Source organism: Kosakonia sp. ML.JS2a (assembly GCF_025642095.1).
Taxonomy (GTDB): domain Bacteria; phylum Pseudomonadota; class Gammaproteobacteria; order Enterobacterales; family Enterobacteriaceae.
In genome coordinates, this window is the sequence record NZ_CP106754.1 from 603,614 (window position 1) to 627,678 (window position 24,065).

General features: G+C 52.5%; 20 protein-coding genes and 2 tRNA genes. 19 read left to right on the forward strand and 3 right to left on the reverse strand.

The features are described from left to right. The first annotated feature begins 13 nt into the window (after nucleotides 1-13). The gene (cgtA, locus tag N7922_RS02885) at nucleotides 14-1,189 is read left to right on the forward strand and encodes an Obg family GTPase CgtA (protein WP_263099155.1); all 1,176 of its coding nucleotides are present in this window, start codon (nucleotides 14-16) and stop codon (nucleotides 1,187-1,189) included. A 78-nt stretch (nucleotides 1,190-1,267) separates the two neighbouring features. Here cgtA and dacB read toward each other — a convergent pair whose 3' ends face one another. Further along, the gene (dacB, locus tag N7922_RS02890; protein ID WP_263099156.1) at nucleotides 1,268-2,701 is read right to left on the reverse strand and encodes a serine-type D-Ala-D-Ala carboxypeptidase; all 1,434 of its coding nucleotides are present in this window, start codon (nucleotides 2,699-2,701) and stop codon (nucleotides 1,268-1,270) included. 252 nt (nucleotides 2,702-2,953) lie between these two features. On the opposite strand from dacB, the gene greA reads away from it, so the two are divergent. Then, entirely contained in the window at nucleotides 2,954-3,430 is a 477-nt protein-coding gene (gene greA, locus N7922_RS02895) for a transcription elongation factor GreA (RefSeq protein WP_061493012.1), read from the forward strand. 153 nt (nucleotides 3,431-3,583) lie between these two features. On the opposite strand, the gene yhbY is transcribed toward greA, so the two are convergent. Then, a complete protein-coding gene (gene yhbY, locus N7922_RS02900) occupies nucleotides 3,584-3,877 on the reverse strand; it encodes a ribosome assembly RNA-binding protein YhbY (RefSeq protein ID WP_061493013.1) in 294 nt (97 codons plus the stop codon). Between the two features lie 118 nt (nucleotides 3,878-3,995). Here yhbY and rlmE point away from each other — a divergent pair, with 118 nt between their 5' ends. The 6 genes from rlmE to N7922_RS02930 all read left to right on the forward strand — a co-directional run bounded on the left by rlmE (nucleotide 3,996) and on the right by N7922_RS02930 (nucleotide 9,594). Further along, nucleotides 3,996-4,622 (forward strand): 23S rRNA (uridine(2552)-2'-O)-methyltransferase RlmE, encoded by a 627-nt coding sequence (gene rlmE / locus N7922_RS02905; RefSeq protein WP_263099157.1) that lies wholly within the window; start codon nucleotides 3,996-3,998, stop codon nucleotides 4,620-4,622. 102 nt (nucleotides 4,623-4,724) lie between these two features. Further along, on the forward strand, nucleotides 4,725-6,656 hold the full coding sequence (ftsH, locus tag N7922_RS02910) for an ATP-dependent zinc metalloprotease FtsH (protein WP_263099158.1): 1,932 nt from the start codon (nucleotides 4,725-4,727) through the stop codon (nucleotides 6,654-6,656). Nucleotides 6,657-6,756: 100 nt separating this feature from the next. Continuing rightward, complete coding sequence (folP, locus tag N7922_RS02915; protein ID WP_061493016.1) at nucleotides 6,757-7,605, forward strand: dihydropteroate synthase; 849 nt, start codon at nucleotides 6,757-6,759, stop codon at nucleotides 7,603-7,605. Next, nucleotides 7,598-8,935 carry a phosphoglucosamine mutase gene (glmM, locus tag N7922_RS02920; RefSeq protein ID WP_263099159.1) on the forward strand — a complete coding sequence of 446 codons (1,338 nt, stop codon included), beginning with the start codon at nucleotides 7,598-7,600 and terminating at the stop codon, nucleotides 8,933-8,935. Before folP ends, glmM begins: the two co-directional genes overlap by 8 nt. Nucleotides 8,936-9,162: 227 nt before the next feature. Beyond that, nucleotides 9,163-9,495, forward strand: a complete 333-nt coding sequence (secG, locus tag N7922_RS02925) for a preprotein translocase subunit SecG (RefSeq protein ID WP_263099160.1) — start codon at nucleotides 9,163-9,165, stop codon at nucleotides 9,493-9,495. A gap of 12 nt (nucleotides 9,496-9,507) precedes the next feature. Then, nucleotides 9,508-9,594: transfer RNA gene (locus N7922_RS02930), tRNA-Leu, on the forward strand. A 291-nt stretch (nucleotides 9,595-9,885) separates the two neighbouring features. Here the strand turns inward: N7922_RS02930 and argG are convergent. Next, on the reverse strand, nucleotides 9,886-11,232 hold the full coding sequence (gene argG, locus N7922_RS02935) for an argininosuccinate synthase (RefSeq protein WP_061493020.1): 1,347 nt from the start codon (nucleotides 11,230-11,232) through the stop codon (nucleotides 9,886-9,888). Nucleotides 11,233-11,608: 376 nt separating this feature from the next. On the opposite strand from argG, the gene N7922_RS02940 reads away from it, so the two are divergent. From N7922_RS02940 to N7922_RS02985, 11 genes are all read left to right on the forward strand, one after another. Continuing rightward, nucleotides 11,609-11,685, forward strand: a tRNA-Met gene (locus N7922_RS02940). A 208-nt stretch (nucleotides 11,686-11,893) separates the two neighbouring features. Beyond that, a complete protein-coding gene (gene rimP / locus N7922_RS02945; RefSeq protein ID WP_061499745.1) occupies nucleotides 11,894-12,346 on the forward strand; it encodes a ribosome maturation factor RimP in 453 nt (150 codons plus the stop codon). Between the two features lie 28 nt (nucleotides 12,347-12,374). Further along, the gene (gene nusA, locus N7922_RS02950; protein WP_263099161.1) at nucleotides 12,375-13,862 is read left to right on the forward strand and encodes a transcription termination factor NusA; all 1,488 of its coding nucleotides are present in this window, start codon (nucleotides 12,375-12,377) and stop codon (nucleotides 13,860-13,862) included. Nucleotides 13,863-13,886: 24 nt separating this feature from the next. Next, nucleotides 13,887-16,601 carry a translation initiation factor IF-2 gene (gene infB / locus N7922_RS02955; protein WP_263099162.1) on the forward strand — a complete coding sequence of 905 codons (2,715 nt, stop codon included), beginning with the start codon at nucleotides 13,887-13,889 and terminating at the stop codon, nucleotides 16,599-16,601. Nucleotides 16,602-16,702: 101 nt separating this feature from the next. Continuing rightward, nucleotides 16,703-17,104 (forward strand): 30S ribosome-binding factor RbfA, encoded by a 402-nt coding sequence (gene rbfA, locus N7922_RS02960; protein WP_263099163.1) that lies wholly within the window; start codon nucleotides 16,703-16,705, stop codon nucleotides 17,102-17,104. Continuing rightward, the gene (gene truB / locus N7922_RS02965) at nucleotides 17,104-18,051 is read left to right on the forward strand and encodes a tRNA pseudouridine(55) synthase TruB (RefSeq protein ID WP_263099164.1); all 948 of its coding nucleotides are present in this window, start codon (nucleotides 17,104-17,106) and stop codon (nucleotides 18,049-18,051) included. Before rbfA ends, truB begins: the two co-directional genes overlap by 1 nt. 147 nt (nucleotides 18,052-18,198) lie before the next feature. Further along, nucleotides 18,199-18,468 (forward strand): 30S ribosomal protein S15, encoded by a 270-nt coding sequence (rpsO, locus tag N7922_RS02970; RefSeq protein ID WP_017457357.1) that lies wholly within the window; start codon nucleotides 18,199-18,201, stop codon nucleotides 18,466-18,468. A gap of 245 nt (nucleotides 18,469-18,713) precedes the next feature. Beyond that, complete coding sequence (gene pnp / locus N7922_RS02975; RefSeq protein WP_263099165.1) at nucleotides 18,714-20,849, forward strand: polyribonucleotide nucleotidyltransferase; 2,136 nt, start codon at nucleotides 18,714-18,716, stop codon at nucleotides 20,847-20,849. Between the two features lie 108 nt (nucleotides 20,850-20,957). Beyond that, nucleotides 20,958-21,842 carry a lipoprotein NlpI gene (gene nlpI / locus N7922_RS02980; protein ID WP_263099166.1) on the forward strand — a complete coding sequence of 295 codons (885 nt, stop codon included), beginning with the start codon at nucleotides 20,958-20,960 and terminating at the stop codon, nucleotides 21,840-21,842. Nucleotides 21,843-21,948: 106 nt separating this feature from the next. Further along, nucleotides 21,949-22,029 (forward strand): protein YrbN, encoded by an 81-nt coding sequence (gene yrbN, locus N7922_RS25290; RefSeq protein WP_097400725.1) that lies wholly within the window; start codon nucleotides 21,949-21,951, stop codon nucleotides 22,027-22,029. Then, entirely contained in the window at nucleotides 22,022-23,932 is a 1,911-nt protein-coding gene (locus N7922_RS02985) for a DEAD/DEAH family ATP-dependent RNA helicase (RefSeq protein WP_263099167.1), read from the forward strand. The genes yrbN and N7922_RS02985 overlap by 8 nt, the downstream gene beginning before the upstream one ends. Nucleotides 23,933-24,065 lie beyond the last annotated feature (133 nt).

Below are 24,065 nucleotides of genomic sequence, written 5' to 3' on the forward strand. Positions count from 1 at the left end.
TACGGAGAGTAAAATGAAGTTTGTTGATGAAGCTACGATTCTGGTCGTAGCGGGCGATGGCGGTAATGGCTGTGTAAGCTTCCGCCGCGAGAAATATATCCCGAAAGGCGGTCCTGACGGCGGTGATGGCGGCGATGGCGGCGACGTCTGGCTGGAGGCCGACGAAAACCTGAATACCCTGATCGACTATCGCTTTGAAAAATCGTTCCGTGCTGAGCGTGGTCAGAATGGTCAGAGCCGTGACTGCACGGGGAAACGGGGCAAAGACATCACCGTTAAAGTGCCGATTGGTACGCGTGTGATCGATCAGGGCACCGGCGAAACCATGGGCGATATGACCAAACACGGTCAGCGTCTGATGGTGGCAAAAGGTGGCTGGCACGGTCTGGGCAATACCCGTTTCAAATCTTCGGTAAACCGTACCCCGCGTCAGAAAACCATGGGTACGCCGGGTGACAAGCGGGATTTGCAACTGGAACTGATGCTGCTGGCTGATGTCGGTATGCTCGGGATGCCGAACGCCGGGAAATCTACCTTTATCCGCGCAGTCTCTGCGGCAAAACCGAAAGTGGCGGATTATCCGTTTACCACTCTGGTGCCAAGCCTTGGCGTTGTACGTATGGACAACGAAAAAAGCTTTGTGGTTGCCGATATCCCTGGGCTGATTGAAGGGGCTGCTGATGGCGCAGGCCTTGGTATTCGCTTCCTGAAACATCTGGAACGCTGCCGCGTGTTGTTGCATCTGATCGATATCGAGCCTGTTGACGGTTCCGATCCGGTTGAGAATGCGCGAATCATTGTTGGCGAGCTGGAAAAATACAGCGAAAAACTGGCCGATAAACCACGTTGGCTGGTATTCAACAAAATTGACCTGATGGATAAAGCGGCGGCGGAAGAGAAAGCCAAAGCCATCGCGCAGGCTCTGGGCTGGGAAGATAAGTACTACCTGATCTCAGCAGCCAGCCAGCAAGGGGTTAAAGATCTCTGCTGGGATGTGATGACATTTATCATTGAAAACCCGCTGACGCACGCAGAAGAAGAGAAACAGCCTGAGAAAGTCGAGTTCATGTGGGATGATTATCATCGCCAGCAGCTCGAAGAAGCGGAAGCAGAAGAAGACGACGAAGAGTGGGATGACGACTGGGATGAAGACGACGAAGAAGGCGTCGAATTTATCTATAAACGTTAATTCCTGTGACTTCCCCGGCGCGCCGGGGATATTGTCGCCAACAAAAATGCCGGGTCAGCATGCTGCCCGGCATTTTTATTAGTTGTTCTGATAAATATCTTTATAGAGCCGACTCTCAAAGCGCACCAGCGGGATCCGTCGATTGCGTTGATCCGCCGGTTCAACCGCATAACTGGACAGATACTGTACAAAAGCCATCCGCTGACCGCTGGCAGTGGTGATAAAGCCCGCCAGATTATAAACACCTTGCAGCGAGCCTGTTTTTGCCGAGACTTTGCCATCCACGCCTGCCTGGTGTAAACCCGCACGATACTGCAGAGAGCCGTCGTAGCCCGCCAGCGGCAGCATCGAGATAAAGTTGAGTTCCGTATCATGCTGCGCAATGTATTGAAGCACCTGCATCATGGTGGCTGGCGCCAGCAGGTTGTGACGCGACAGGCCTGAGCCATCGGCAATGATCGTGTTGCCAAGGTCAACGCCAGCTTGCTGGCGCAGGATCTGCCGTACCGCATCGGATCCGGCACGCCATGTGCCTGGCACACCAAAGCGCGCATGGCCGATCATCCGGAACACGGTATCAGCAATCATATTGTCCGATTTTTTTAGCATGATCTTCAGCAGATCGTGCAGCGGCGCGGATTGCTTACTGGCAACGATCGTGCCGGGTTGATTTTCCTGCGTTTGGCGCAGTAGGGTACCGGTGTATGTAATCCCGGCTTCTTTCAGTTCATCTTTGAGGATCGCCCCGGCATAGCTGGCGCCATCCTGAATAGCGAAAGCCAGTGGTAACGGATCGGCTCTCTGCGGCAGACAGCCGGTTAACGTGAAGCGGTTAAGATCGCCTGGCACCACATCCAGTTCGCAATATTGGGCATCCGACGAACCTCTCGCCAGCGTTCGCACCTGGCTGAACATGTTCACCGGGTAGTATGAGGCCACGCGAATATAGGCCAAATCGCCAGGCTTCTGAGCGCTGTACAGCGAAATCGAAAAGCAGTTACGATCGATAATTGCCGCAGCGGGCGGAGCGCTGAAGCATTGCGTCATATCATTCCATGGCCAGCCGGGCGCTTTATCATGGCTGGCGAAAATGGACGTATCGATAAAGACATTACCGTCGATTTTCTGCACGCCTGACTTTTTTAGCGCTGCCACCATATTGCGAAGATCCTGGCGTTTTAGCGTGGGATCGCCGCCAAATCGTGCAATTAAGTCGCCTTTTAACACGCCATTATCGACGGAACCCTTGCTTTCCAGCGTGGTGGTAAAGCGAAAATCCGGCCCGAGTTGCAGCAGGGCCGCCAGCGCGGTGATCACTTTTTGCGTACTTGCCGGCAGCGCCATCTGTTTACCGTGATAATCAATCTCTGGCGTCTGAGCCCCCACTTTTTGCACCATCAGCGCAAGATTCGCACCGTCCGGGAGCTGATTGATGTATTCGTCGACATTCGCGGCCTGAACATTCAAGGCTATACTGGTGGTCAATCCGATGATAAAGCTGGAAAATCGCATAATCTCGCGCTAAGAACCTGGAAACAAGCCGTCATACTACGGCGCATCGACCCGGAAAGTAAACGATGACCCATAGTGAACTTCCGGGTAAAATACGTATCAAATTGAAAAATTGCTGCTGACCTGGGGCTTTGTCCCCGGGTCAGTTTTCTTTTGCTTCTGCCCGGCGGTATGCGCCTGTAATCGGGCGGATAGAGAGCTGCCGGGGCAGGTCAACCTGCTCCTTACAGGAATGTTCAAGAGGTATAACAAATGCAAGCTATTCCGATGACCTTACGTGGTGCTGAAAAATTGCGCGAAGAGCTGGAGTTTCTGAAATCCGTTCGTCGCCCTGAAATTATCGCCGCTATCGCGGAAGCCCGCGAACATGGCGACCTGAAAGAGAACGCGGAATATCATGCGGCGCGTGAACAGCAAGGTTTCTGCGAAGGCCGTATCAAAGATATCGAAGCGAAATTGTCTAATGCGCAGGTTATCGACATTTCGAAGATGCCGAAGAGTGGACGCGTGATTTTTGGTTCGACCGTCACGGTACTGAACCTGGATAACGACGAAGAGCAAACTTACCGCATTGTTGGCGATGATGAAGCTGATTTTAAACAGAATCTCATCTCCGTTAACTCACCGATTGCTCGCGGTCTGGTGGGCAAAGAGCAGGATGATGTGGTGGTGATTCGTACGCCTGGCGGCGAAGTCGAATATGAAATCGTCAAAGTGGAATATCTGTAATTGCTGCGTTTGCAGTAATTGTTGACGTATTGTAAAGAAAAGAAAAAGGCCGCATTGCGGCCTTTCAACAACACCTGGAGCGTGGCATTTTGCACCTCTGCTGGCGGAAAACCCCTCGTTTTACACAGAACTTGTGTTCAATTCAGGATATTCTTAGCGTGGCAGCGCGATTTTACGCTCCGCGGTTGGGCGATAAAGCACCAGCGTTTTACCGATGACCTGTACGTTGCAGGCGCCGGTTTCGCGAACGATAGCTTCCACAATCAAGGTCTTAGTTTCTCTGTCTTCAGAGGCGATCTTCACCTTGATAAGTTCATGGTGCTCTAGCGCTTGTTCAATCTCGGCCAGTACCCCTTCGGTCAAACCATTATTGCCAAGCATAACTACAGGCTTGAGCGGATGTGCCAGACCTTTCAGGTGCTGTTTTTGTTTAGTACTCAGATTCATCGTATATTTTGCTTACGTTGGGATTGAAAACGGTTCATTCTACCGCCATCTCCTCTGTATCGCCAAATTGCACGTCGAAATTTATCGATGTCGACGATGAACCCGGATGGAAAGTTAAATGACAGGTAAAAAGCGTTCTGCCAGCTCGAGTCGCTGGCTTCAGGAACACTTTAGCGATAAATATGTTCAACAGGCGCAGAAAAAAGGGTTGCGTTCCCGTGCCTGGTTTAAACTTGATGAAATACAGCAAAGTGACAAACTTTTTAAACCAGGGATGACGATTGTTGACCTTGGTGCGGCGCCCGGTGGATGGTCGCAGTATGCGGTCACCCAAATTGGGGGTACCGGTCGCATCATCGCTTGCGATCTTTTACCGATGGATCCAATCGTCGGTGTGGACTTCCTTCAGGGCGATTTTCGTGATGAATTAGTCCTGAAAGCGTTACTGGATCGCGTAGGTGACAGTAAAGTGCAGGTTGTCATGTCAGACATGGCGCCGAATATGAGTGGAACTCCGGCAGTAGATATTCCCCGCTCTATGTACCTGGTAGAGCTGGCGCTGGAAATGTGCCGTGATGTATTGGCGCCTGGCGGTAGTTTTTTAGTGAAGGTGTTTCAGGGCGAAGGTTTCGATGAGTACCTGACGGAAATTCGCTCCCTGTTTACGAAAGTGAAAGTGCGTAAACCGGACTCTTCGCGTGCGCGTTCTCGCGAAGTGTACATTGTAGCGACCGGGCGAAAATGATACCTCGTTGATTTCGGCCTTTGGTTTGAAAGAAACGGGATATGTTGTATCCTGACGCTGTTTTTAACACAGTTGTAATATGAGGTTAATCCCTTGAGTGACATGGCGAAAAACCTAATACTCTGGCTGGTCATTGCCGTCGTGCTGATGTCAGTATTCCAGAGCTTTGGGCCCAGCGAGTCTAATGGCCGTAAGGTGGATTATTCTACCTTCCTGCAAGAGGTCAACCAGGACCAGGTTCGCGAAGCGCGTATCAACGGACGTGAGATCAACGTTACCAAGAAAGATAGTAACCGTTACACGACTTACATCCCGGTCAACGATCCAAAACTGCTCGACAACCTGCTGACGAAAAACGTCAAGGTTGTGGGTGAACCGCCTGAAGAGCCGAGCCTGCTGGCTAACATCTTCATTTCCTGGTTCCCGATGCTGCTGTTGATTGGGGTCTGGATTTTCTTTATGCGCCAGATGCAGGGCGGCGGTGGCAAAGGCGCCATGTCGTTCGGTAAGAGCAAGGCGCGGATGCTTACGGAAGATCAGATCAAAACCACTTTCGCGGATGTTGCTGGTTGCGACGAAGCGAAAGAAGAGGTTGGCGAACTGGTTGAATACTTACGTGAGCCGAGCCGTTTCCAGAAACTGGGCGGTAAAATCCCGAAAGGCGTCCTGATGGTAGGACCGCCGGGGACCGGTAAAACGCTGCTGGCGAAAGCCATCGCCGGTGAAGCGAAAGTCCCGTTCTTCACAATTTCCGGTTCTGATTTCGTTGAAATGTTCGTGGGTGTGGGTGCATCCCGCGTACGTGACATGTTCGAACAGGCCAAGAAGGCGGCGCCGTGCATTATCTTTATCGATGAAATCGATGCCGTAGGTCGTCAGCGTGGCGCAGGTCTGGGCGGTGGTCACGATGAACGTGAACAGACGCTGAACCAGATGCTGGTTGAGATGGATGGTTTCGAAGGTAATGAAGGCATCATCGTTATCGCCGCAACTAACCGTCCGGATGTGCTGGACCCTGCGTTACTGCGTCCAGGCCGCTTCGACCGTCAGGTTGTGGTCGGTTTGCCGGACGTTCGTGGTCGCGAACAGATCCTGAAAGTACATATGCGCCGTGTTCCGCTTTCTCCGGATATTGATGCGGCAATCATCGCGCGTGGTACGCCCGGCTTCTCCGGTGCGGATCTGGCTAACCTGGTGAACGAAGCGGCGCTGTTTGCCGCACGCGGTAACAAACGCGTGGTTTCCATGGTTGAGTTCGAAAAAGCGAAAGACAAAATCATGATGGGTGCGGAACGCCGCTCCATGGTGATGACGGAAGCGCAGAAAGAATCCACGGCTTACCATGAAGCAGGCCATGCGATTATCGGTCGCCTGGTGCCTGAACATGATCCGGTGCACAAAGTGACGATCATTCCGCGTGGTCGTGCGCTGGGTGTCACTTTCTTCCTGCCGGAAGGCGATGCAATTAGCGCCAGCCGCCAGAAACTGGAAAGTCAGATCTCCACGCTTTACGGCGGTCGTCTGGCGGAAGAGATTATCTACGGTGTGGAACATGTTTCTACCGGTGCATCGAACGACATTAAAGTCGCAACGAACCTGGCACGTAACATGGTCACCCAATGGGGCTTCTCTGACAAACTTGGCCCGCTGCTGTATGCGGAAGAAGAAGGCGAAGTTTTCCTTGGCCGTTCCGTTGCTAAAGCGAAACATATGTCCGATGAAACCGCGCGTATCATCGACCAGGAAGTGAAAGCGCTGATTGAACGTAACTACAATCGTGCGCGTCAGCTCCTGAATGACAACATGGATATCCTGCACGCAATGAAAGATGCTCTGATGAAATATGAGACCATCGATGCACCGCAGATTGATGACCTGATGTCGCGTCGTGATGTACGTCCGCCGGCGGGCTGGGAAGAGCCGGGTGCGAACAATTCTGACAACAGTGGTACGCCGCGTGCGCCGCGTCCGGTTGATGAACCACGTACGCCGAACCCGGGTAACACGATGTCAGAACAGTTGGGCGACAAATAAGTTATCCGCTGTTGATGACCTGTTCTTCTTCTAAAACCCCGGGCTTGCACCGGGGTTTTTCTTTACTGTTTAACCACATGATTATCAGGGATTTTTAGACATGAAACTCCATGCCCAGGGCACCACACTCGATCTGTCTCATCCTCATGTGATGGGCATCCTCAATGTCACACCGGACTCGTTCTCGGACGGTGGCACGCACAACACGCTGATTGAGGCCGTCAAGCATGCCAATCTGATGATCAATGCAGGCGCGACAATTGTGGATATTGGCGGTGAGTCTACGCGCCCTGGCGCTGCGGATGTCAGCGTGGAAGAGGAACTGGAGCGTGTTATTCCAGTGGTCGAAGCCATTGCACAGCGCTTTGAAGTGTGGATTTCTGTCGATACGTCCAAGCCGGAGGTTATCCGCGAATCGGCACGGGCGGGGGCGCATATCATCAACGACATTCGTTCGCTCACTGAACCTGGCGCGCTGGAAGCGGCAGCGCAAACCGGTCTGCCTGTATGCCTGATGCACATGCAAGGGCAACCCAAAACGATGCAGGAAGCACCGAAGTATGATGATGTCTATACCGATGTGAACCGCTTTTTTGTTGAGCATATTGCGCGCTGTGAGCAGGCTGGTATTGCAAAAGAGAAATTGTTGCTCGACCCAGGATTCGGTTTCGGTAAGAATCTCTCCCACAATTATGCGCTGCTTGCCCGGCTGGCCGAATTTCATCATTTTGGTCTGCCTCTGCTGGTGGGAATGTCACGGAAATCCATGATCGGTCAGTTGCTGAATGTCGGTCCTTCCGAACGTTTAAGCGGCAGCCTCGCTTGTGCAGTGATTGCGGCAATGCAGGGAGCGCAAATTATTCGTGTTCACGATGTAAAAGAAACCGTAGAGGCTATGCGGGTGGTGGAAGCCACACTGTCAGCGAAGGAAAATAAGCGTTATGAGTAACCGTAAATATTTTGGCACCGATGGCATTCGTGGCCGTGTTGGCGACGCACCGATTACCCCTGATTTTGTTCTGAAGCTGGGCTGGGCCGCAGGCAAAGTTCTCGCTCGTCATGGCTCGCGTAAGATTATTATTGGCAAAGATACCCGCATATCGGGCTATATGCTGGAGTCCGCACTCGAAGCGGGCTTAGCGGCTGCCGGGCTTTCGGCTTCGTTCACCGGACCGATGCCGACGCCAGCGGTGGCTTATCTGACGCGCACTTTTCGTGCCGAAGCTGGGATCGTAATTTCCGCCTCTCACAATCCTTTCTATGACAATGGCATCAAATTCTTCTCTATCGATGGCACTAAACTGCCAGATGCGGTTGAAGAAGCCATTGAAGCTGAAATGGAAAAAGAGCTGACCTGTGTGGATTCTGCTGAACTTGGGAAAGCCAGCCGTATTGTTGACGCGGCTGGTCGTTATATTGAGTTTTGCAAAGCGACATTCCCTAATGAGCTGAGTCTCAATGAGCTGAAAATTGTGGTCGATTGCGCCAACGGTGCGACCTACCACATTGCGCCAAGCGTATTCCGTGAGCTGGGTGCAAAAGTTATCCCGATGGGCTGCGAGCCGGATGGGGTGAACATTAATGAGAAATGCGGTGCGACCGATGTCGCCGCGTTACAGCAGCGTGTTCTGGCGGAAAAAGCCGATCTGGGGATTGCGTTTGATGGTGACGGCGATCGCGTCATCATGGTTGATCACCAGGGGAATAAAGTCGATGGCGATCAAATCATGTATATCATTGCACGCGAAGGGCTGCGCCAGGGTCAGTTGCGCGGTGGCGCGGTCGGTACCCTGATGAGCAATATGGGATTGGAAGTAGCACTGAAGCAACTGGGCATCCCGTTTACCCGTGCGAAAGTCGGCGACCGTTATGTGCTGGAAAAAATGCAGGAAAAAGGCTGGCGCATTGGGGCGGAAAACTCCGGACATGTGATACTGCTTGATAAAACCACCACTGGCGACGGTATCGTTGCGGGGCTGCAGGTGGTTGCCGCGATGGTCCGCAACCATATGTCCCTGCACGATCTTTGCAGCGGCATGAAAATGTTCCCGCAGGTGCTGGTTAATGTGCGCTTCACGGCAGGCAATGGCGACCCGCTGGAAGATGACACGGTCAAAGCGGTGACGGCAGAAGTCGAAGCGACGCTCGGTAACCGTGGTCGTGTGCTGCTGCGTAAGTCAGGTACTGAACCGCTTATTCGTGTGATGGTTGAGGGCGAAGATGAAGCGCAGGTGACGGCGCTGGCAAATCGCATCGCGGATGCGGTGAAAGCGGTATAACCGAGTGTTAAGTGTTTAAAAAGGCGGCTGTTGCTGCCTTTTTAGCAGGCAAAGATCGCAGTTTTGCTGTTTTTTTCCGCACTTGATAAAATGCGCTGAAATTGCCCTTGCGAAGGTCATTCGCTTTGGTTAGTATTCACACCCGCTTCAGTGGGAAAGCAAGAAACCTCCCACGATTATTGGTTTGAAGCATTGGCTGCGGCAACCCCGCAAGGAACAGGTTGATTATGTACGAAGCTCTTTTAGTTGTTTTCCTTATTGTAGCGCTGGCTCTTGTGGGTCTGATTATGCTGCAGCAAGGTAAAGGCGCTGACATGGGAGCCTCCTTTGGCGCTGGCGCGTCTGGTACGCTGTTCGGTTCAAGTGGTTCGGGTAACTTTATGACCCGTATGACTGCTGTACTGGCAACACTGTTCTTTATTATTAGCCTGGTGCTGGGCAACATTAACAGCAACAAAACCAATAAAGGAAGCGAGTGGGAAAATCTGAGTGCTCCGGCTAAAACCGAGCAGACTCAGCCAGCAGCGCCGGCTCAGCCGACCAGCGATATCCCGCATTAATCAGTAAGTCGTGCCGAGGTGGTGGAATTGGTAGACACGCTACCTTGAGGTGGTAGTGCCCGATTGGGCTTACGGGTTCAAGTCCCGTCCTCGGTACCAATATTCCAGAAAAAAGACATCGTAAGATGTCTTTTTTTTCGTCGGTATTCCGGGTAAATGATGCCCATCCATGGTCCTGTTTCTTTCCTTGCTACGTACGACTTCAAAATCCGTATTTCACGCCCGGCACTCCTTGTGTATCGCTATTTCCTTTGTCACCTGTGAGAAAGCCAGCATCGCCCGGCTAACCTTTGGATTAACACCATAAAAAAGGGCTCATGATGAACATGAACCCTTTTCGCGGTAGATACCGACAACAAACCGTAGACTGCTTTCGCTCAGCAGACGCGGTTATTTCTTATCACTGTTTTCCAGATTCTCAACCTGCGGCAAACCGTTGCCGGAATTGGCTGACAGTAAACCCGTTTGCACGTAATTAAACAGTTTTTCACGGGTATCGGTAATATCAAGATTACGCATAGTCAGTTGACCGATACGGTCGTCCGGTGAGAACACTGATTCACCTTTTTCCATGGTCAGACGTTCTGCTTTATACGTGAGGTTGTCGGAAACGGTATTCAGGATTGAATAGTCATTACCACGACGCAACTCCAGCGTCACTTCACCGGTAATGGCGCTTGCCACCCAGCGCTGCAGAGAATCACGCAGCATCAATGCTTGTGGATCAAACCAGCGACCCTGATACAGTAAACGGCCCAGTTGGCGACCATGAGCGTGATACTGTTCAATGGTATCTTCGTTATGGATACCGGTTAACAGGCGCTCATAGGCGATATGTAACAGCGCCATCCCCGGGGCTTCGTAAATGCCGCGGCTTTTTGCTTCAATGATGCGGTTTTCAATCTGATCGCTCATACCCAGGCCGTGACGCCCACCGATACGGTTTGCTTCCAGCATCAACTCAACATCATCAGCGAATGTTTTGCCATTCAACGCAACCGGGTGGCCACGCTCAAAACGAACGGTGACTTCTTCAGCCTGGATTTTGACGTTTTCGTCCCAGAACTTAACGCCCATGATCGGGTTGACAATTTTCACGCTGGAATTCAGGAATTCGAGATCTTTCGCTTCGTGCGTGGCGCCCAGCATGTTGGAGTCCGTTGAATACGCTTTCTCGGCAGACATTTTGTAGTCGAAACCGGAAGCGGTCATGAATTCGGACATTTCCTGACGGCCGCCCAGCTCATCAATAAAGTCAGTATCCAGCCACGGTTTGTAAATTTTCAGCTCGGCATTGGTCAGCAGACCATAACGATAGAAACGTTCGATATCGTTTCCTTTATAAGTACTGCCGTCACCCCAGATATTCACGCCATCTTCTTTCATCGCGGCAACCAGCATGGTACCTGTCACTGCGCGTCCCAGCGGTGTGGTATTGAAATAAGTCAGGCCACCCGTGGTATTGTGGAATGCGCCACACTGAATGGCAGCAATACCTTCTGCGACCAGCTGTTTGCGACAGTCGATCAGGCGAGCATTTTCGGCACCGTATTCTTTCGCACGACGCGGGATAGCGTCGTAGTCATCCTCATCCGGTTGACCCAGATTTGCCGTATATGCATAAGGAACCGCGCCTTTTTGGCGCATCCACAGCAGTGCCGCACTGGTGTCCAGACCGCCAGAGAAAGCGATACCGATACGTTGACCTGCGGGAAGATGCTTGAGAATCGTCGTCATAAAAAAATCCCTGCTTGATAGACCTGTGGAGACAGACTTTACAGCTGTGCCATCATGTTTGTGCCATCCACCTGAAACGCATTAATGAATGGTTATGCAAAATAAGTGAGTTTTCATTTAATCATCTTTTGACGATGACCGAAAGAGAAGAGTGCAATTTTCATTGCATTAATGCTGCGATGCATCGATAGGACATGTCACCCCTTCATCTATAATGTGCATACATGAATGCGCACAGGATGCTAATGCTTGCTGTTGACAGACAGTTATGTTTATCAATATACTTCAGGCCGATTTTACGTCCCGTCTTCGGTACCAAATCCCAGCATTATTTGCAAATTCGCTCTCAAACGAGTAGAGTTTGTCACGTTTCAGGCGCGGGGTGGAGCAGCCTGGTAGCTCGTCGGGCTCATAACCCGAAGGTCGTCGGTTCAAATCCGGCCCCCGCAACCACTTTCCCTAAGTGTTTTTTTTCAAATATACTATGAAGACTTAATGCCTTCGTAGCCGGATTTGAAAAAAATACTCACGGAAGGTTCTCCAGGCTGCATTTGCAGCTATAGGGTTCAGTTATTTAAAGCCCCGACTTATCGGGGTTTTTTGTTATCTGACTACGGAATAACTGGGCTATACGCCCTTTTTTTATGTCTTGGGGGTGGACTTGTCCACATTAGAGCAAAAGTTAACAGAGATGGTTACGGCACCGGTTGAAGCACTGGGCTATGAACTGGTCGGTATCGAGTTTATACGTGGGCGCACATCCACGCTGCGCATCTATATTGATAGTGAAGATGGCATCAATGTTGATGATTGCGCTGATGTCAGCCACCAGGTCAGTGCGGTATTGGACGTAGAAGATCCGATTACTGTCGCTTACAACCTGGAAGTGTCTTCACCAGGTCTTGAGCGTCCTTTGTTTACGGCTGCGCACTATACGCGTTTTAAGGGCGAAGAAGTCTCGCTGGTCCTGCGCATGGCGGTACAGAATCGCCGTAAATGGCAGGGCATCATTAAAGATGTCGATGGCGAGATGATCACCGTTACGGTCGAAGGTAAAGATGAAGTGTTCGCATTGAGCAACATTCAGAAAGCGAACCTGGTCCCCCACTTTTAACAGTCTGGATTGAGGTGAAAGGCCCCCAATGAACAAAGAAATTTTGGCTGTTGTTGAAGCTGTTTCTAATGAAAAGTCGCTTCCGCGTGAAAAAATCTTTGAAGCGCTGGAAAGTGCTCTGGCTACAGCAACCAAGAAAAAATACGAACAAGAGATCGATGTGCGTGTAAGCATCGATCGCAAAAGCGGTGATTTCGATACATTCCGTCGCTGGCTCGTCGTTGAAGAAGTGACTCAGCCGACGCGCGAAATCACTCTGGAAGCGGCGCGTTACGAAGATGAGAGCCTGAACGTTGACGATTACGTTGAAGATCAGATCGAATCGGTAACTTTTGACCGCATCACGACGCAAACGGCTAAGCAAGTTATCGTACAGAAAGTTCGCGAAGCTGAACGCGCGATGGTGGTTGATCAGTTCCGCGAGCATGAAGGCGAAATCATCACTGGCGTCGTGAAAAAAGTGAACCGCGACAATATCACGCTCGATCTTGGCAATAATGCTGAAGCTGTGATTTTGCGTGAAGATATGCTGCCGCGCGAAAACTTCCGTCCAGGTGACCGCATTCGTGGCGTACTGTATGCCGTGCGCCCTGAAGCACGTGGTGCGCAACTTTTCGTTACCCGCTCCAAACCGGAAATGCTGATCGAACTGTTCCGCATTGAAGTGCCGGAAATTGGCGAAGAAGTGATTGAAATTAAAGCCGCAGCCCGCGATCCGGGTTCACGCGCAAAAATCGCGGTAAAAACTAACGACAAGCGTATCGATCCGGTCGGCGCCTGTGTTGGTATGCGTGGCGCGCGTGTTCAGGCGGTTTCTACTGAGCTTGGCGGCGAGCGTATTGATATTGTGCTGTGGGACGACAACCCGGCGCAGTTCGTTATCAACGCGATGGCGCCGGCTGACGTTGCCTCTATCGTCGTGGATGAAGATAAACACACGATGGATATCGCTGTTGAAGCGGGCAACCTGGCGCAGGCGATCGGCCGTAATGGTCAAAACGTGCGTCTTGCGTCTCAACTGAGCGGCTGGGAACTCAACGTAATGACCGTTGAAGACCTGCAATCTAAGCATCAGGCCGAAGCGCATGCGGCGATCGATACCTTCACCCGTTACCTGGGCATTGACGAAGATTTCGCCACTGTTCTGGTTGAAGAAGGTTTCTCTACGCTGGAAGAACTGGCCTATGTGCCTATCAAAGAGCTGCTGGAAATCGACGGTCTGGATGAAGACACTGTTGAAGCCCTGCGTGATCGCGCGAAGAATGCGTTGACCACTCTGGCACTGGCGCAGGAAGAAAGCCTTAGCGATAAAGCACCGGCTGAAGACCTGCTGAATCTGGAAGGTTTGGATCGCGCACTGGCTTTCAAACTGGCTGCTCGTGGTGTTTGTACGCTGGAAGACCTCGCTGAGCAAGGCGTGGATGACCTGAGTGATATCGAAGGGTTAACCGACGAGAAAGCAGGTGAGCTCATCATGGCCGCACGTAATATTTGCTGGTTTGGTGACGAAGCGTAATAAACTGTAGCAGGAAGGAACAGCATGACAGATGTAACCGTAAAAACGCTGGCCGCTGAGATTCAGACCTCTGTGGACCGCCTGGTACAGCAATTTGCTGATGCAGGGATCCGCAAGTCCTCTGAAGATTCAGTGACGGCGCAAGAAAAGCAGACGCTATTAGCGCACCTGAACCGTGAACACGGTGCCGGGCCTGATAAGCTGACGCTGCAGCGCAAAACGCGCAGTACATTAAGTATTCAGGGCACCGGTGGTAAAAGTAAATCGGTGCAGATCGAAGTCCGTAAAAAACGCACCTTTGTAAAACGCGATCCACAAGAGGCTGAACGTCTCGCTGCGGAAGAAGAGGCGATGCGTGAAGCGGAAGAGAAGGCCCGTCGTGAAGCACAGGAAGCCGCTGAACGCGAAGCCGGGGAAAAAGCAAAGCGTGACGCCGAAAGCCGTGTGAAACGTGAAGCCGAAGAAAAAGCTAAACGCGAACATGCTGAAAATGCAAAACGCGAGGCTGCGGAAAATAGCAAAGTGAGCAACCAACAATCTGACGAAATGACCAGGACAGCCCAGGCGGAAAAAGCCCGTCGTGAATCCGAAGCGCAAGAACTCAAGCGCAAAGCGGAGGAAGAGGCTCGTCGTAAACTGGAAGAAAACGCGCGTCGCGTAGCGGAAGAAGCTCGTCGTATGGCAGAACAGAACGAAAATGGCTGGACCGCTGGTAGTAGCGAAGAAGAAGAGACTACCGGTGATTATCACGTAACCACTTCCCAGCATGCGCGTCAGGCTGAAGATGACAACGACCGTGAAGTTGAAGGCGGACGTGGTCGTGGTCGCACCGCGAAAGCCGCGCGTCCTAAGAAAGGCAACAAGCACGCTGAAAGCAAAGCCGATCGCGAAGAAGCGCGTGCCGCCGTTCGTGGTGGCAAAGGTGGCAGACAACGTAAAGGTTCTTCTCTGCAGCAGGGCTTCCAGAAGCCGGCGCAGGCTGTTAACCGTGACGTGGTGATTGGCGAAACCCTGACCGTTGGCGAGCTGGCTAACAAGATGGCGGTAAAAGGCTCTCAGGTCATCAAAGCGATGATGAAACTGGGTGCGATGGCTACCATTAACCAGGTTATCGACCAGGAAACCGCGCAGCTCGTTGCTGAAGAAATGGGGCACAAAGTCATCCTGCGTCGTGAAAACGAACTGGAAGAAGCGGTAATGAGCGACCGTGATACGGGGGCGGCGGCAGAACCGCGCGCGCCGGTAGTGACCATTATGGGTCACGTTGACCACGGTAAAACCTCTCTGCTTGACTACATTCGTTCGACGAAAGTGGCTTCTGGCGAAGCGGGCGGCATTACTCAGCACATCGGTGCTTACCATGTTGAAACTGACAACGGGATGATCACCTTCCTGGATACCCCAGGTCACGCCGCGTTTACCGCAATGCGTGCCCGTGGTGCTCAGGCAACGGACATCGTGGTGCTGGTTGTTGCTGCAGACGACGGCGTAATGCCGCAGACCATCGAAGCTATCCAGCACGCGAAAGCGGCGCAGGTACCGGTGGTAGTTGCAGTGAACAAGATTGATAAACCAGAAGCCGATCCGGATCGTGTTAAAAACGAACTGACCCAGTACGGGATCATCCCGGAAGAGTGGGGCGGCGAAAGCCAGTTCGTACACGTATCTGCGAAAGCCGGTACCGGTATCGATGACCTGCTGGACGCTATCCTGCTGCAGGCTGAGGTTCTGGAGCTGAAAGCCGTGCGTAAAGGTATGGCAAGCGGCGTGGTTATCGAATCCTTCCTGGATAAAGGTCGTGGTCCGGTAGCAACGGTTCTGGTTCGTGAAGGTACTCTGCATAAAGGCGATATCGTGCTGTGTGGTTTTGAGTACGGTCGTGTGCGTGCAATGCGTGACGAACTGGGTCGTGAAGTAAGCGAAGCCGGTCCGTCCATTCCAGTCGAAATTCTCGGTATGTCCGGTGTTCCTGCTGCGGGTGATGAAGCGACTGTTGTTCGTGACGAGAAGAAAGCGCGTGAAGTGGCGCTGTATCGTCAGGGCAAATTCCGCGAAGTTAAACTGGCGCGTCAGCAGAAATCCAAACTGGAAAACATGTTTGCTAACATGACCGAAGGCGAAGTTCATGAAGTGAACATCGTCATGAAAGCAGACGTTCAGGGTTCCGTGGAAGCAATTGCCGACTCACTGCTGAAACTGTCTACCGACGAAGTGAAAGTGAAGATCGTTGGCTCCGGCGTAGGTGGGATCACCGAAACCGATGCGACCCTCGCTGCCGCTTCCAACGCCATTCTGGTTGGCTTCAACGTTCGTGCGGATGCCTCTGCGCGCCGTGTGATCGAAGCAGAAAGCCTGGATCTGCGTTACTACTCCGTCATCTATAACCTGATCGACGAAGTGAAAGCGGCGATGAGCGGTATGCTGTCTCCGGAACTGAAACAGCAGATCATCGGTCTGGCGGAAGTTCGTGATGTCTTCAAATCACCGAAATTTGGCGCCATCGCAGGCTGTATGGTTACCGAAGGTGTGGTTAAACGTCACAACCCGATCCGCGTACTGCGCGACAACGTGGTTATCTATGAAGGCGAGTTGGAATCCCTGCGTCGCTTCAAAGATGACGTCAACGAAGTTCGTAACGGTATGGAATGTGGTATCGGCGTGAAGAACTACAATGACGTACGTACCGGCGATATGATCGAAGTGTTCGAAATCATTGAGATCCAGCGTACCATCGAGTAATCGACGCAACAGTGTCAGTCATGTATGCCGGGTAAGCGAAGCGCCACCCGGCAAGAAATATCAAAAGGGGCTACGGCCCCTTTTTAGTCTGGAGAATTATTATGGCGAAAGAATTTGGTCGCCCGCAGCGCGTATCTCAGGAACTGCAAAAAGAAATTGCTATTATCCTGCAGCGCGAAATCAAAGATCCACGTCTGGGTATGATGACCACCGTTTCCGGTGTGGAAGTGTCCCGCGATCTGGCCTACGCCAAAGTGTTTGTCACTTTCCTCAACGACAAAGACGAAGCCTCTGTCAAAGCGGGTATTAAAGCATTGCATGATGCATCAGGTTTTATCCGTACGCTGCTGGGTAAAGCGATGCGTTTGCGTATTGTGCCGGAACTGACCTTCTTCTATGACAACTCGCTGGTAGAAGGGATGCGCATGTCCAATCTCGTGACAAGCGTCGTGAAACACGATGACGAGCGTCGGGTGAATCCGGACGACAGCAAGGAGGACTGATGAGTCGTCCTCGTCGTCGCGGTCGCGATGTGCATGGCGTGTTGCTGCTGGATAAACAGCAAGGCGCTTCCAGCAATGATGTCTTGCAAAAAGTAAAGCGTCTCTATAATGCCAATCGCGCCGGGCACACTGGCGCGCTGGATCCGCTGGCAACCGGCATGCTGCCGATTTGTCTGGGGGAAGCGACGAAATTCTCTCAATATTTGCTGGATTCTGATAAACGCTACCGGGTGATTGCCCGCCTTGGTCAGCGTACCGATACCTCGGATGCAGATGGGCAGATTGTCGAAGAACGCCCTCTGACGTTCACCCCAGAGCAACTGGCGGCGGCATTGGAAAGTTTCCGCGGCGATACGCAACAGATCCCGTCGATGTATTCTGCGTTGAAGTATCAAGGAAAGAAGCTCTACGAATATGCGCGCCAGGGAATTGACGTCCCGCGCGAAGCCCGGCCAATCACGGTTTATGAGCTGCTGTTTATACGCCATGAAGGTAATGAGCTTGAGTTGGAAATTCACTGCTCGAAGGGGACGTATATCCGCACGATCGTTGATGATCTGGGCGAGAAACTCGGTTGCGGCGCGCACGTTATTTACCTGCGTCGTCTGGCGGTGAGTAAGTACCCCGTCGAGCGCATGGTCACGCTCGAACAGTTGCGTGAACTGGTGGAGCAGGCTGAACAGCAGGCTATTCCGGCGGAACAACTGTTGGATCCGCTGCTGATGCCGATGGATAGCCCTGCGTCAGATTTCCCGGTTGTTAATATCCCGTCCGTTGTGGCTGCGTACTTTAAAAATGGTCAGCCGGTGCGTACATCGGCTGCGCCAAAAGAGGGGCTGGTGCGCGTGACAGAAGGTGACGAAGCGAAATTCATCGGCATGGGTGAAATTGACGACGAAGGCCGCGTTGCACCGCGTCGTCTGGTCGTGGAGTATCCTGCGGTATAACGGCCTCTCCTTGCGGGAAGCTGCTACTGCGAGTAGAATATTGCCGCTTAACGTCGGGCTATGTATTTAACATCGTGCGACGTTAAACCTGGGGTCGCTGAATTAGAGATCGGCGCCCTTTCATTTTTTTTATTATTGGAGTTTAAAATGTCTCTAAGCGTTGAAGCTAAAGCAAAAATCGTTTCCGAGTTTGGTCGTGGTTCTAACGACAGCGGTTCTACCGAAGTTCAGGTTGCACTGCTGACTGCTCAGATCAACCACCTGCAGGGTCACTTTGCAGAGCACAAAAAAGATCACCACAGCCGTCGTGGTCTGCTGCGCATGGTTTCTCAGCGTCGTAAACTGCTCGACTACCTGAAACGTAAAGACGTTGCACGCTACACTGCGCTGATCGAGCGTCTGGGTCTGCGTCGCTAAGTCTGGCGAGTTTCAAGAAGGGGCCTTCAAGGCCCCTTTTTTCAACCAGGCGGCAGCAATTGGCAGTAAACTAATGTATTGTTGCCATGTATGATCTTCGTTGCAGAGGTTCGCGCGGCTAATGAGAGGCTTTATCCGCAATGGGGCGGGTCAGGGTTGTCATTAGTCGCGAGGATGCAAGAAGGTCCGGTTAAATACTCAGCACGCCAGCGGTGTGCTGATATTCATTAAGAAAGGATAGAATTTTGCTGAATCCGATCGTTCGTAAATTCCAGTATGGCCAGCACACCGTCACACTGGAAACCGGCATGATGGCCCGTCAGGCCACCGCTGCTGTAATGGTAAGCATGGATGACACCGCAGTATTTGTTACCGTTGTCGGCCAGAAAAAAGCGAAACCAGGTCAGGACTTTTTCCCACTGACCGTTAACTATCAGGAGCGTACTTACGCTGCGGGTAAAATCCCTGGTGGCTTCTTCCGTCGTGAAGGCCGCCCGAGTGAAGGCGAAACCCTGATTGCGCGTCTGATTGACCGCCCGGTTCGCCCGCTGTTCCCGGAAGGTTTCGTGAACGAAGTTCAGGTTATTGCCACTGTCGTTTCCGTCAACCCGCAGGTTAACCCGGACATCGTATCGATGATCGGTGCCTCTGCTGCGCTGTCTCTGTCTGGTATCCCGTTTAACGGCCCAATCGGCGCTGCTCGTGTTGGTTACATCAATGACCAGTACGTGCTGAACCCGACTCAGGAAGAGCTGAAAGCCAGTAAGCTGGACCTGGTTGTTGCCGGTACTGAAGCGGCAGTGCTGATGGTTGAATCTGAAGCAGAACTGCTGAGCGAAGACCAGATGCTGGGTGCGGTGGTATTTGGCCACGACCAGCAGCAGGTTGTTATCCAGAACATCAACGAGCTGGTGAAAGAAGCTGGCAAACCGCGTTGGGACTGGCAGCCGGAAGCAGTAAACGAAGCACTGAACGCGCGTGTTGCTGCGCTGGCGGAATCACGTCTGAGCGATGCTTACCGCATCACTGACAAACAAGAGCGTTATGCTCAGGTTGACGTGATTAAGTCTGAAACTATCGCTACGCTGGTTGCCGAAGACGAAGCGCTGGACGCTAACGAGCTGGGTGAAATCCTGCACGCTATCGAGAAAAACGTTGTGCGTAGCCGCGTACTGGCTGGCGAACCGCGTATCGATGGCCGCGAAAAAGACATGATCCGTGGTCTGGACGTTCGCACCGGCGTACTGCCGCGTACTCACGGTTCCGCACTGTTCACCCGTGGTGAAACTCAGGCACTGGTGACAGCAACGTTGGGTACCGCACGTGATGCACAGATCATCGACGAACTGATGGGCGAGCGTACTGACTCCTTCCTGTTCCATTACAACTTCCCTCCGTACTCCGTAGGCGAAACCGGGATGGTGGGTTCACCAAAACGCCGTGAAATTGGTCACGGTCGCCTGGCGAAACGCGGCGTACTGGCAGTGATGCCGGATGCAGAAAAATTCCCGTACACCGTGCGTGTGGTTTCTGAAATCACCGAATCTAACGGCTCCTCCTCCATGGCATCTGTATGCGGCGCATCTCTGGCGCTGATGGACGCAGGCGTGCCGGTGAAAGCGGCTGTTGCCGGTATCGCAATGGGGCTGGTGAAAGAAGGTGACAACTTTGTTGTTCTGTCCGATATCCTGGGTGATGAAGACCACCTGGGCGATATGGACTTCAAAGTTGCGGGTTCCCGCGACGGTATCTCTGCGCTGCAGATGGATATCAAAATTGAAGGTATCACTAAAGAGATCATGCAGGTTGCGTTGAATCAGGCGAAAGGCGCGCGTCTGCATATTCTGGGCGTGATGGAGCAGGCGATTAACGCGCCGCGCGGCGATATCTCTGAATTTGCACCGCGTATCCATACCATCAAGATCAATCCGGACAAGATCAAAGACGTGATCGGTAAAGGCGGCTCCGTAATTCGTGCGCTGACCGAAGAAACCGGCACGACTATTGAAATCGAAGATGACGGTACTGTGAAAATCGCTGCAACCGACGGCGACAAAGCAAAACACGCTATCCGTCGTATCGAAGAGATCACTGCCGAGATCGAAGTTGGTCGTATCTACAATGGTAAAGTGACCCGTATCGTTGACTTTGGCGCATTTGTTGCCATTGGTGGCGGTAAAGAAGGTCTGGTGCATATTTCTCAGATCGCTGACAAGCGTGTTGAGAAAGTGACCGACTATCTGCAGATGGGCCAGGAAGTGCCGGTGAAAGTTCTGGAAGTTGATCGCCAGGGCCGTATCCGTCTGAGCATTAAAGAAGCAACTGAGCAAACTCAGCCTGCTGAAGCGGCAGAAGCGCCGCAGGCAGAGCAGGGCGAGTAAGGTTGCCTTTGCCCTCCGCCTATGCGGAGGGCGTATTAGCAGGCAGGACGCCATGTTTGCAGCCGGGGGACAGGACGTTCATCCAATAGTTGTCTTCGGGAGTGGGAAATGAAGCCTTTTTTGCGCTGGTGTTTCGTTGCGACAGCTTTAACGCTGGCAGGATGCAGCAACTCTGCCTGGCGTAAGAGCGAAGTCCTCGCGGTGCCATTGCAACCGACTTTGCAGCAGGAAGTGATTCTGGCACGCATGGAACAAATTCTTGCCAGTCGGGCTTTAACCGATGACGAACGCGCACAGCTTTTATATGAGCGCGGAGTATTGTATGATAGCCTCGGTTTGAGAGCCCTGGCGCGGAATGATTTTTCACAAGCGCTGGCGATTCGACCCGATATGCCTGAAGTATTCAATTACTTAGGCATTTATTTAACGCAGGCAGGCAATTTTGATGCTGCCTATGAAGCGTTTGATTCTGTACTTGAGCTTGATCCAACTTACAACTACGCGCACTTGAATCGCGGCATTGCCTTGCATTACGGCGGTCGTAATAAGTTAGCGCAAGATGATCTGCTGGCGTTTTATCAAGACGATCCTAATGATCCTTTCCGAAGTCTGTGGCTTTACATCGTTGAGCGGAAGCTTGATGAGAAGCAGGCTAAAGAAGCACTGAAACAGCGCTTCGAAAAATCGGACCAGGAACAGTGGGGATGGAACATTGTCGAGTTCTACCTCGGCGACATTAGCGAAGCAACGCTAATGGATCGCCTGAAGGCAGACGCAACGGATAACACCTCGCTCGCTGAGCATCTCAGTGAAACCAACTTCTATTTAGGTAAGTACTACCTAAGTCTGGGGGATAAGGACAGCGCCACGGCACTGTTCAAACTAGCGGTTGCTAACAACGTACATAACTTTGTTGAGCACCGTTACGCATTGTTGGAATTAGCGCTCTTGGGCCAGGAGCACGACGACCTGGCAGAATCGGACCAGCAATAGCTGACGAACATATCAGCCCGTAATCTTTTTTGATTGCCATCACCTTCACGGGTGAGGGCTTTATTGTTCGTTAATTAACCTACTTTGAGCCGGTTCACACTTTTCAATGAAAATTGCTAATTTTTTTCACGATGAGTTATGTAGACTGGCCGCCAATGACATAGAGGCACTTGTACTACATGGCTGAATTCGAAACCACTTTTGCAGATCTGGGCCTGAAGGCTCCTATCCTTGAAGCCCTTAACGATCTCGGTTACGAAAAACCATCTCCGATCCAGGCTGAGTGCATTCCGCACCTGCTTTCTGGTCGTGACGTGCTGGGTATGGCCCAGACTGGTAGCGGTAAAACCGCAGCGTTTTCCCTGCCACTGCTTAACAACATCGATCCGGACCTGCGTGCGCCGCAGATCCTCGTGCTCGCTCCGACCCGCGAACTGGCGGTTCAGGTCGCTGAAGCGATGACCGATTTCTCTAAACATATGCGCGGCGTAAACGTGGTTGCTCTGTATGGCGGCCAGCGTTATGACGTGCAATTACGCGCCCTGCGTCAGGGGCCGCAGATCGTCGTCGGTACGCCGGGTCGTCTGTTGGATCACCTGAAACGCGGTACGCTGGATCTCTCTAAACTGAGCGGTCTGGTACTGGATGAAGCCGACGAAATGCTGCGTATGGGCTTTATCGAAGACGTAGAAACCATCATGGCGCAGATCCCGGAAGGTCATCAGACCGCACTGTTCTCTGCAACCATGCCGGAAGCTATCCGTCGCATCACCCGCCGCTTTATGAAAGAGCCGCAGGAAGTGCGCATTCAGTCCAGCGTTACCACGCGCCCGGACATCAGCCAGAGCTACTGGACGGTGTATGGCATGCGTAAAAACGAAGCGCTGGTTCGCTTCCTGGAAGCGGAAGATTTTGATGCGGCGATCATTTTCGTGCGTACCAAAAACGCAACGCTGGAAGTGGCGGAAGCGCTGGAGCGTAACGGCTATAACAGCGCCGCGCTGAACGGTGACATGAACCAGGCGCTGCGTGAGCAGACGCTGGAACGTCTGAAAGATGGTCGTCTCGATATCCTGATTGCGACCGACGTTGCGGCTCGTGGTCTGGACGTTGAACGCATCAGCCTGGTTGTCAACTATGACATCCCGATGGATTCTGAATCCTACGTTCACCGTATTGGCCGTACCGGTCGTGCGGGCCGCGCCGGTCGCGCGCTGCTGTTCGTTGAGAACCGCGAACGCCGTCTGCTGCGCAATATCGAACGTACGATGAAGCTGACCATTCCGGAAGTGGAACTGCCGAACGCAGAGCTGCTGGGCAAACGCCGTCTGGAAAAATTCGCCGCGAAAGTACAGCAGCAGCTGGAAAGCAGCGATCTGGACCAGTACCGTGCGCTGTTGGCGAAAATCCAGCCTTCTTCTGAAGAAGAGATGGATATCGAAACGCTGGCCGCTGCACTGCTGAAAATGGCGCAGGGCGAACGTCCGCTGATCCTGCCGCCGGATGCGCCGATGCGTCCGCGTCGTGAATTCCGCGAGCGTGATGATCGTTTCGAACGCCGTGGCGATCGTAACGATCGTGGTCCGCGTGGCGACCGTCCGGAACGTGGTGGTGAAGATCGTCCGCGTCGCGAGCGTCGTGATGTTGGCGAAATGGAACTGTACCGTATTGAAGTGGGCCGTGATGACGGTGTTGAAGTTCGTCATATTGTTGGCGCTATCGCTAACGAAGGCGACATCAGCAGCCGCTACATCGGTAACATCAAACTGTTTGGCACCCACTCCACTATCGAGCTGCCGAAAGGCATGCCGGGCGAAGTTCTGCAGCACTTTACCCGCACGCGTATTCTGAACAAGCCGATGAATATGCAACTGCTGGGCGATGCGCAGCCGCGCGAGCGTAGCGAACGTCGCGGTGGTAGTGAGCGTCGTGGCGGTGGCTTCGGTGGCGAGCGTCGTGAAGGCGGTCGCGGTGGTGAAGGTCGCCGTTTCAGCGGTGAGCGTCAGGAAGGCCGTGGTTTCGGTGGCGAACGTCGTGCACCGCGTCGCGATCGTGACGACAGCGCTCCACGTCGTCGTAATGATGCGTAATTAACGCTGATTATTCTGCGTTACAGGTCGTAAAGAAAAAGATACAGCCCCGATCGAAATGATTGGGGCTTTTTTTATCTGCAATGTACTCCTGTACTGGTACAATGCAGCGGTTCTATTTCCGGCATTGCAT

Bases quoted from the DNA above. Each gene is read 5' to 3' on its own strand.
- cgtA (WP_263099155.1), top strand. From the start codon at position 14: ATGAAGTTTGTTGATGAAGCTACGATTCTGGTCGTAGCGGGCGATGGC.
- rlmE (WP_263099157.1), top strand. From the start codon at position 3,996: ATGACAGGTAAAAAGCGTTCTGCCAGCTCGAGTCGCTGGCTTCAGGAA.
- rbfA (WP_263099163.1), top strand. From the start codon at position 16,703: ATGGCGAAAGAATTTGGTCGCCCGCAGCGCGTATCTCAGGAACTGCAA.
- infB (WP_263099162.1), top strand. From the start codon at position 13,887: ATGACAGATGTAACCGTAAAAACGCTGGCCGCTGAGATTCAGACCTCT.
- glmM (WP_263099159.1), top strand. From the start codon at position 7,598: ATGAGTAACCGTAAATATTTTGGCACCGATGGCATTCGTGGCCGTGTT.
- nlpI (WP_263099166.1), top strand. From the start codon at position 20,958: ATGAAGCCTTTTTTGCGCTGGTGTTTCGTTGCGACAGCTTTAACGCTG.
- argG (WP_061493020.1), bottom strand. From the start codon at position 11,232: ATGACGACGATTCTCAAGCATCTTCCCGCAGGTCAACGTATCGGTATC.
- nusA (WP_263099161.1), top strand. From the start codon at position 12,375: ATGAACAAAGAAATTTTGGCTGTTGTTGAAGCTGTTTCTAATGAAAAG.
- yrbN (WP_097400725.1), top strand. From the start codon at position 21,949: ATGAAAATTGCTAATTTTTTTCACGATGAGTTATGTAGACTGGCCGCC.
- N7922_RS02985 (WP_263099167.1), top strand. From the start codon at position 22,022: ATGGCTGAATTCGAAACCACTTTTGCAGATCTGGGCCTGAAGGCTCCT.
- secG (WP_263099160.1), top strand. From the start codon at position 9,163: ATGTACGAAGCTCTTTTAGTTGTTTTCCTTATTGTAGCGCTGGCTCTT.
- ftsH (WP_263099158.1), top strand. From the start codon at position 4,725: ATGGCGAAAAACCTAATACTCTGGCTGGTCATTGCCGTCGTGCTGATG.
- folP (WP_061493016.1), top strand. From the start codon at position 6,757: ATGAAACTCCATGCCCAGGGCACCACACTCGATCTGTCTCATCCTCAT.
- greA (WP_061493012.1), top strand. From the start codon at position 2,954: ATGCAAGCTATTCCGATGACCTTACGTGGTGCTGAAAAATTGCGCGAA.
- dacB (WP_263099156.1), bottom strand. From the start codon at position 2,701: ATGCGATTTTCCAGCTTTATCATCGGATTGACCACCAGTATAGCCTTG.
- truB (WP_263099164.1), top strand. From the start codon at position 17,104: ATGAGTCGTCCTCGTCGTCGCGGTCGCGATGTGCATGGCGTGTTGCTG.
- rpsO (WP_017457357.1), top strand. From the start codon at position 18,199: ATGTCTCTAAGCGTTGAAGCTAAAGCAAAAATCGTTTCCGAGTTTGGT.
- yhbY (WP_061493013.1), bottom strand. From the start codon at position 3,877: ATGAATCTGAGTACTAAACAAAAACAGCACCTGAAAGGTCTGGCACAT.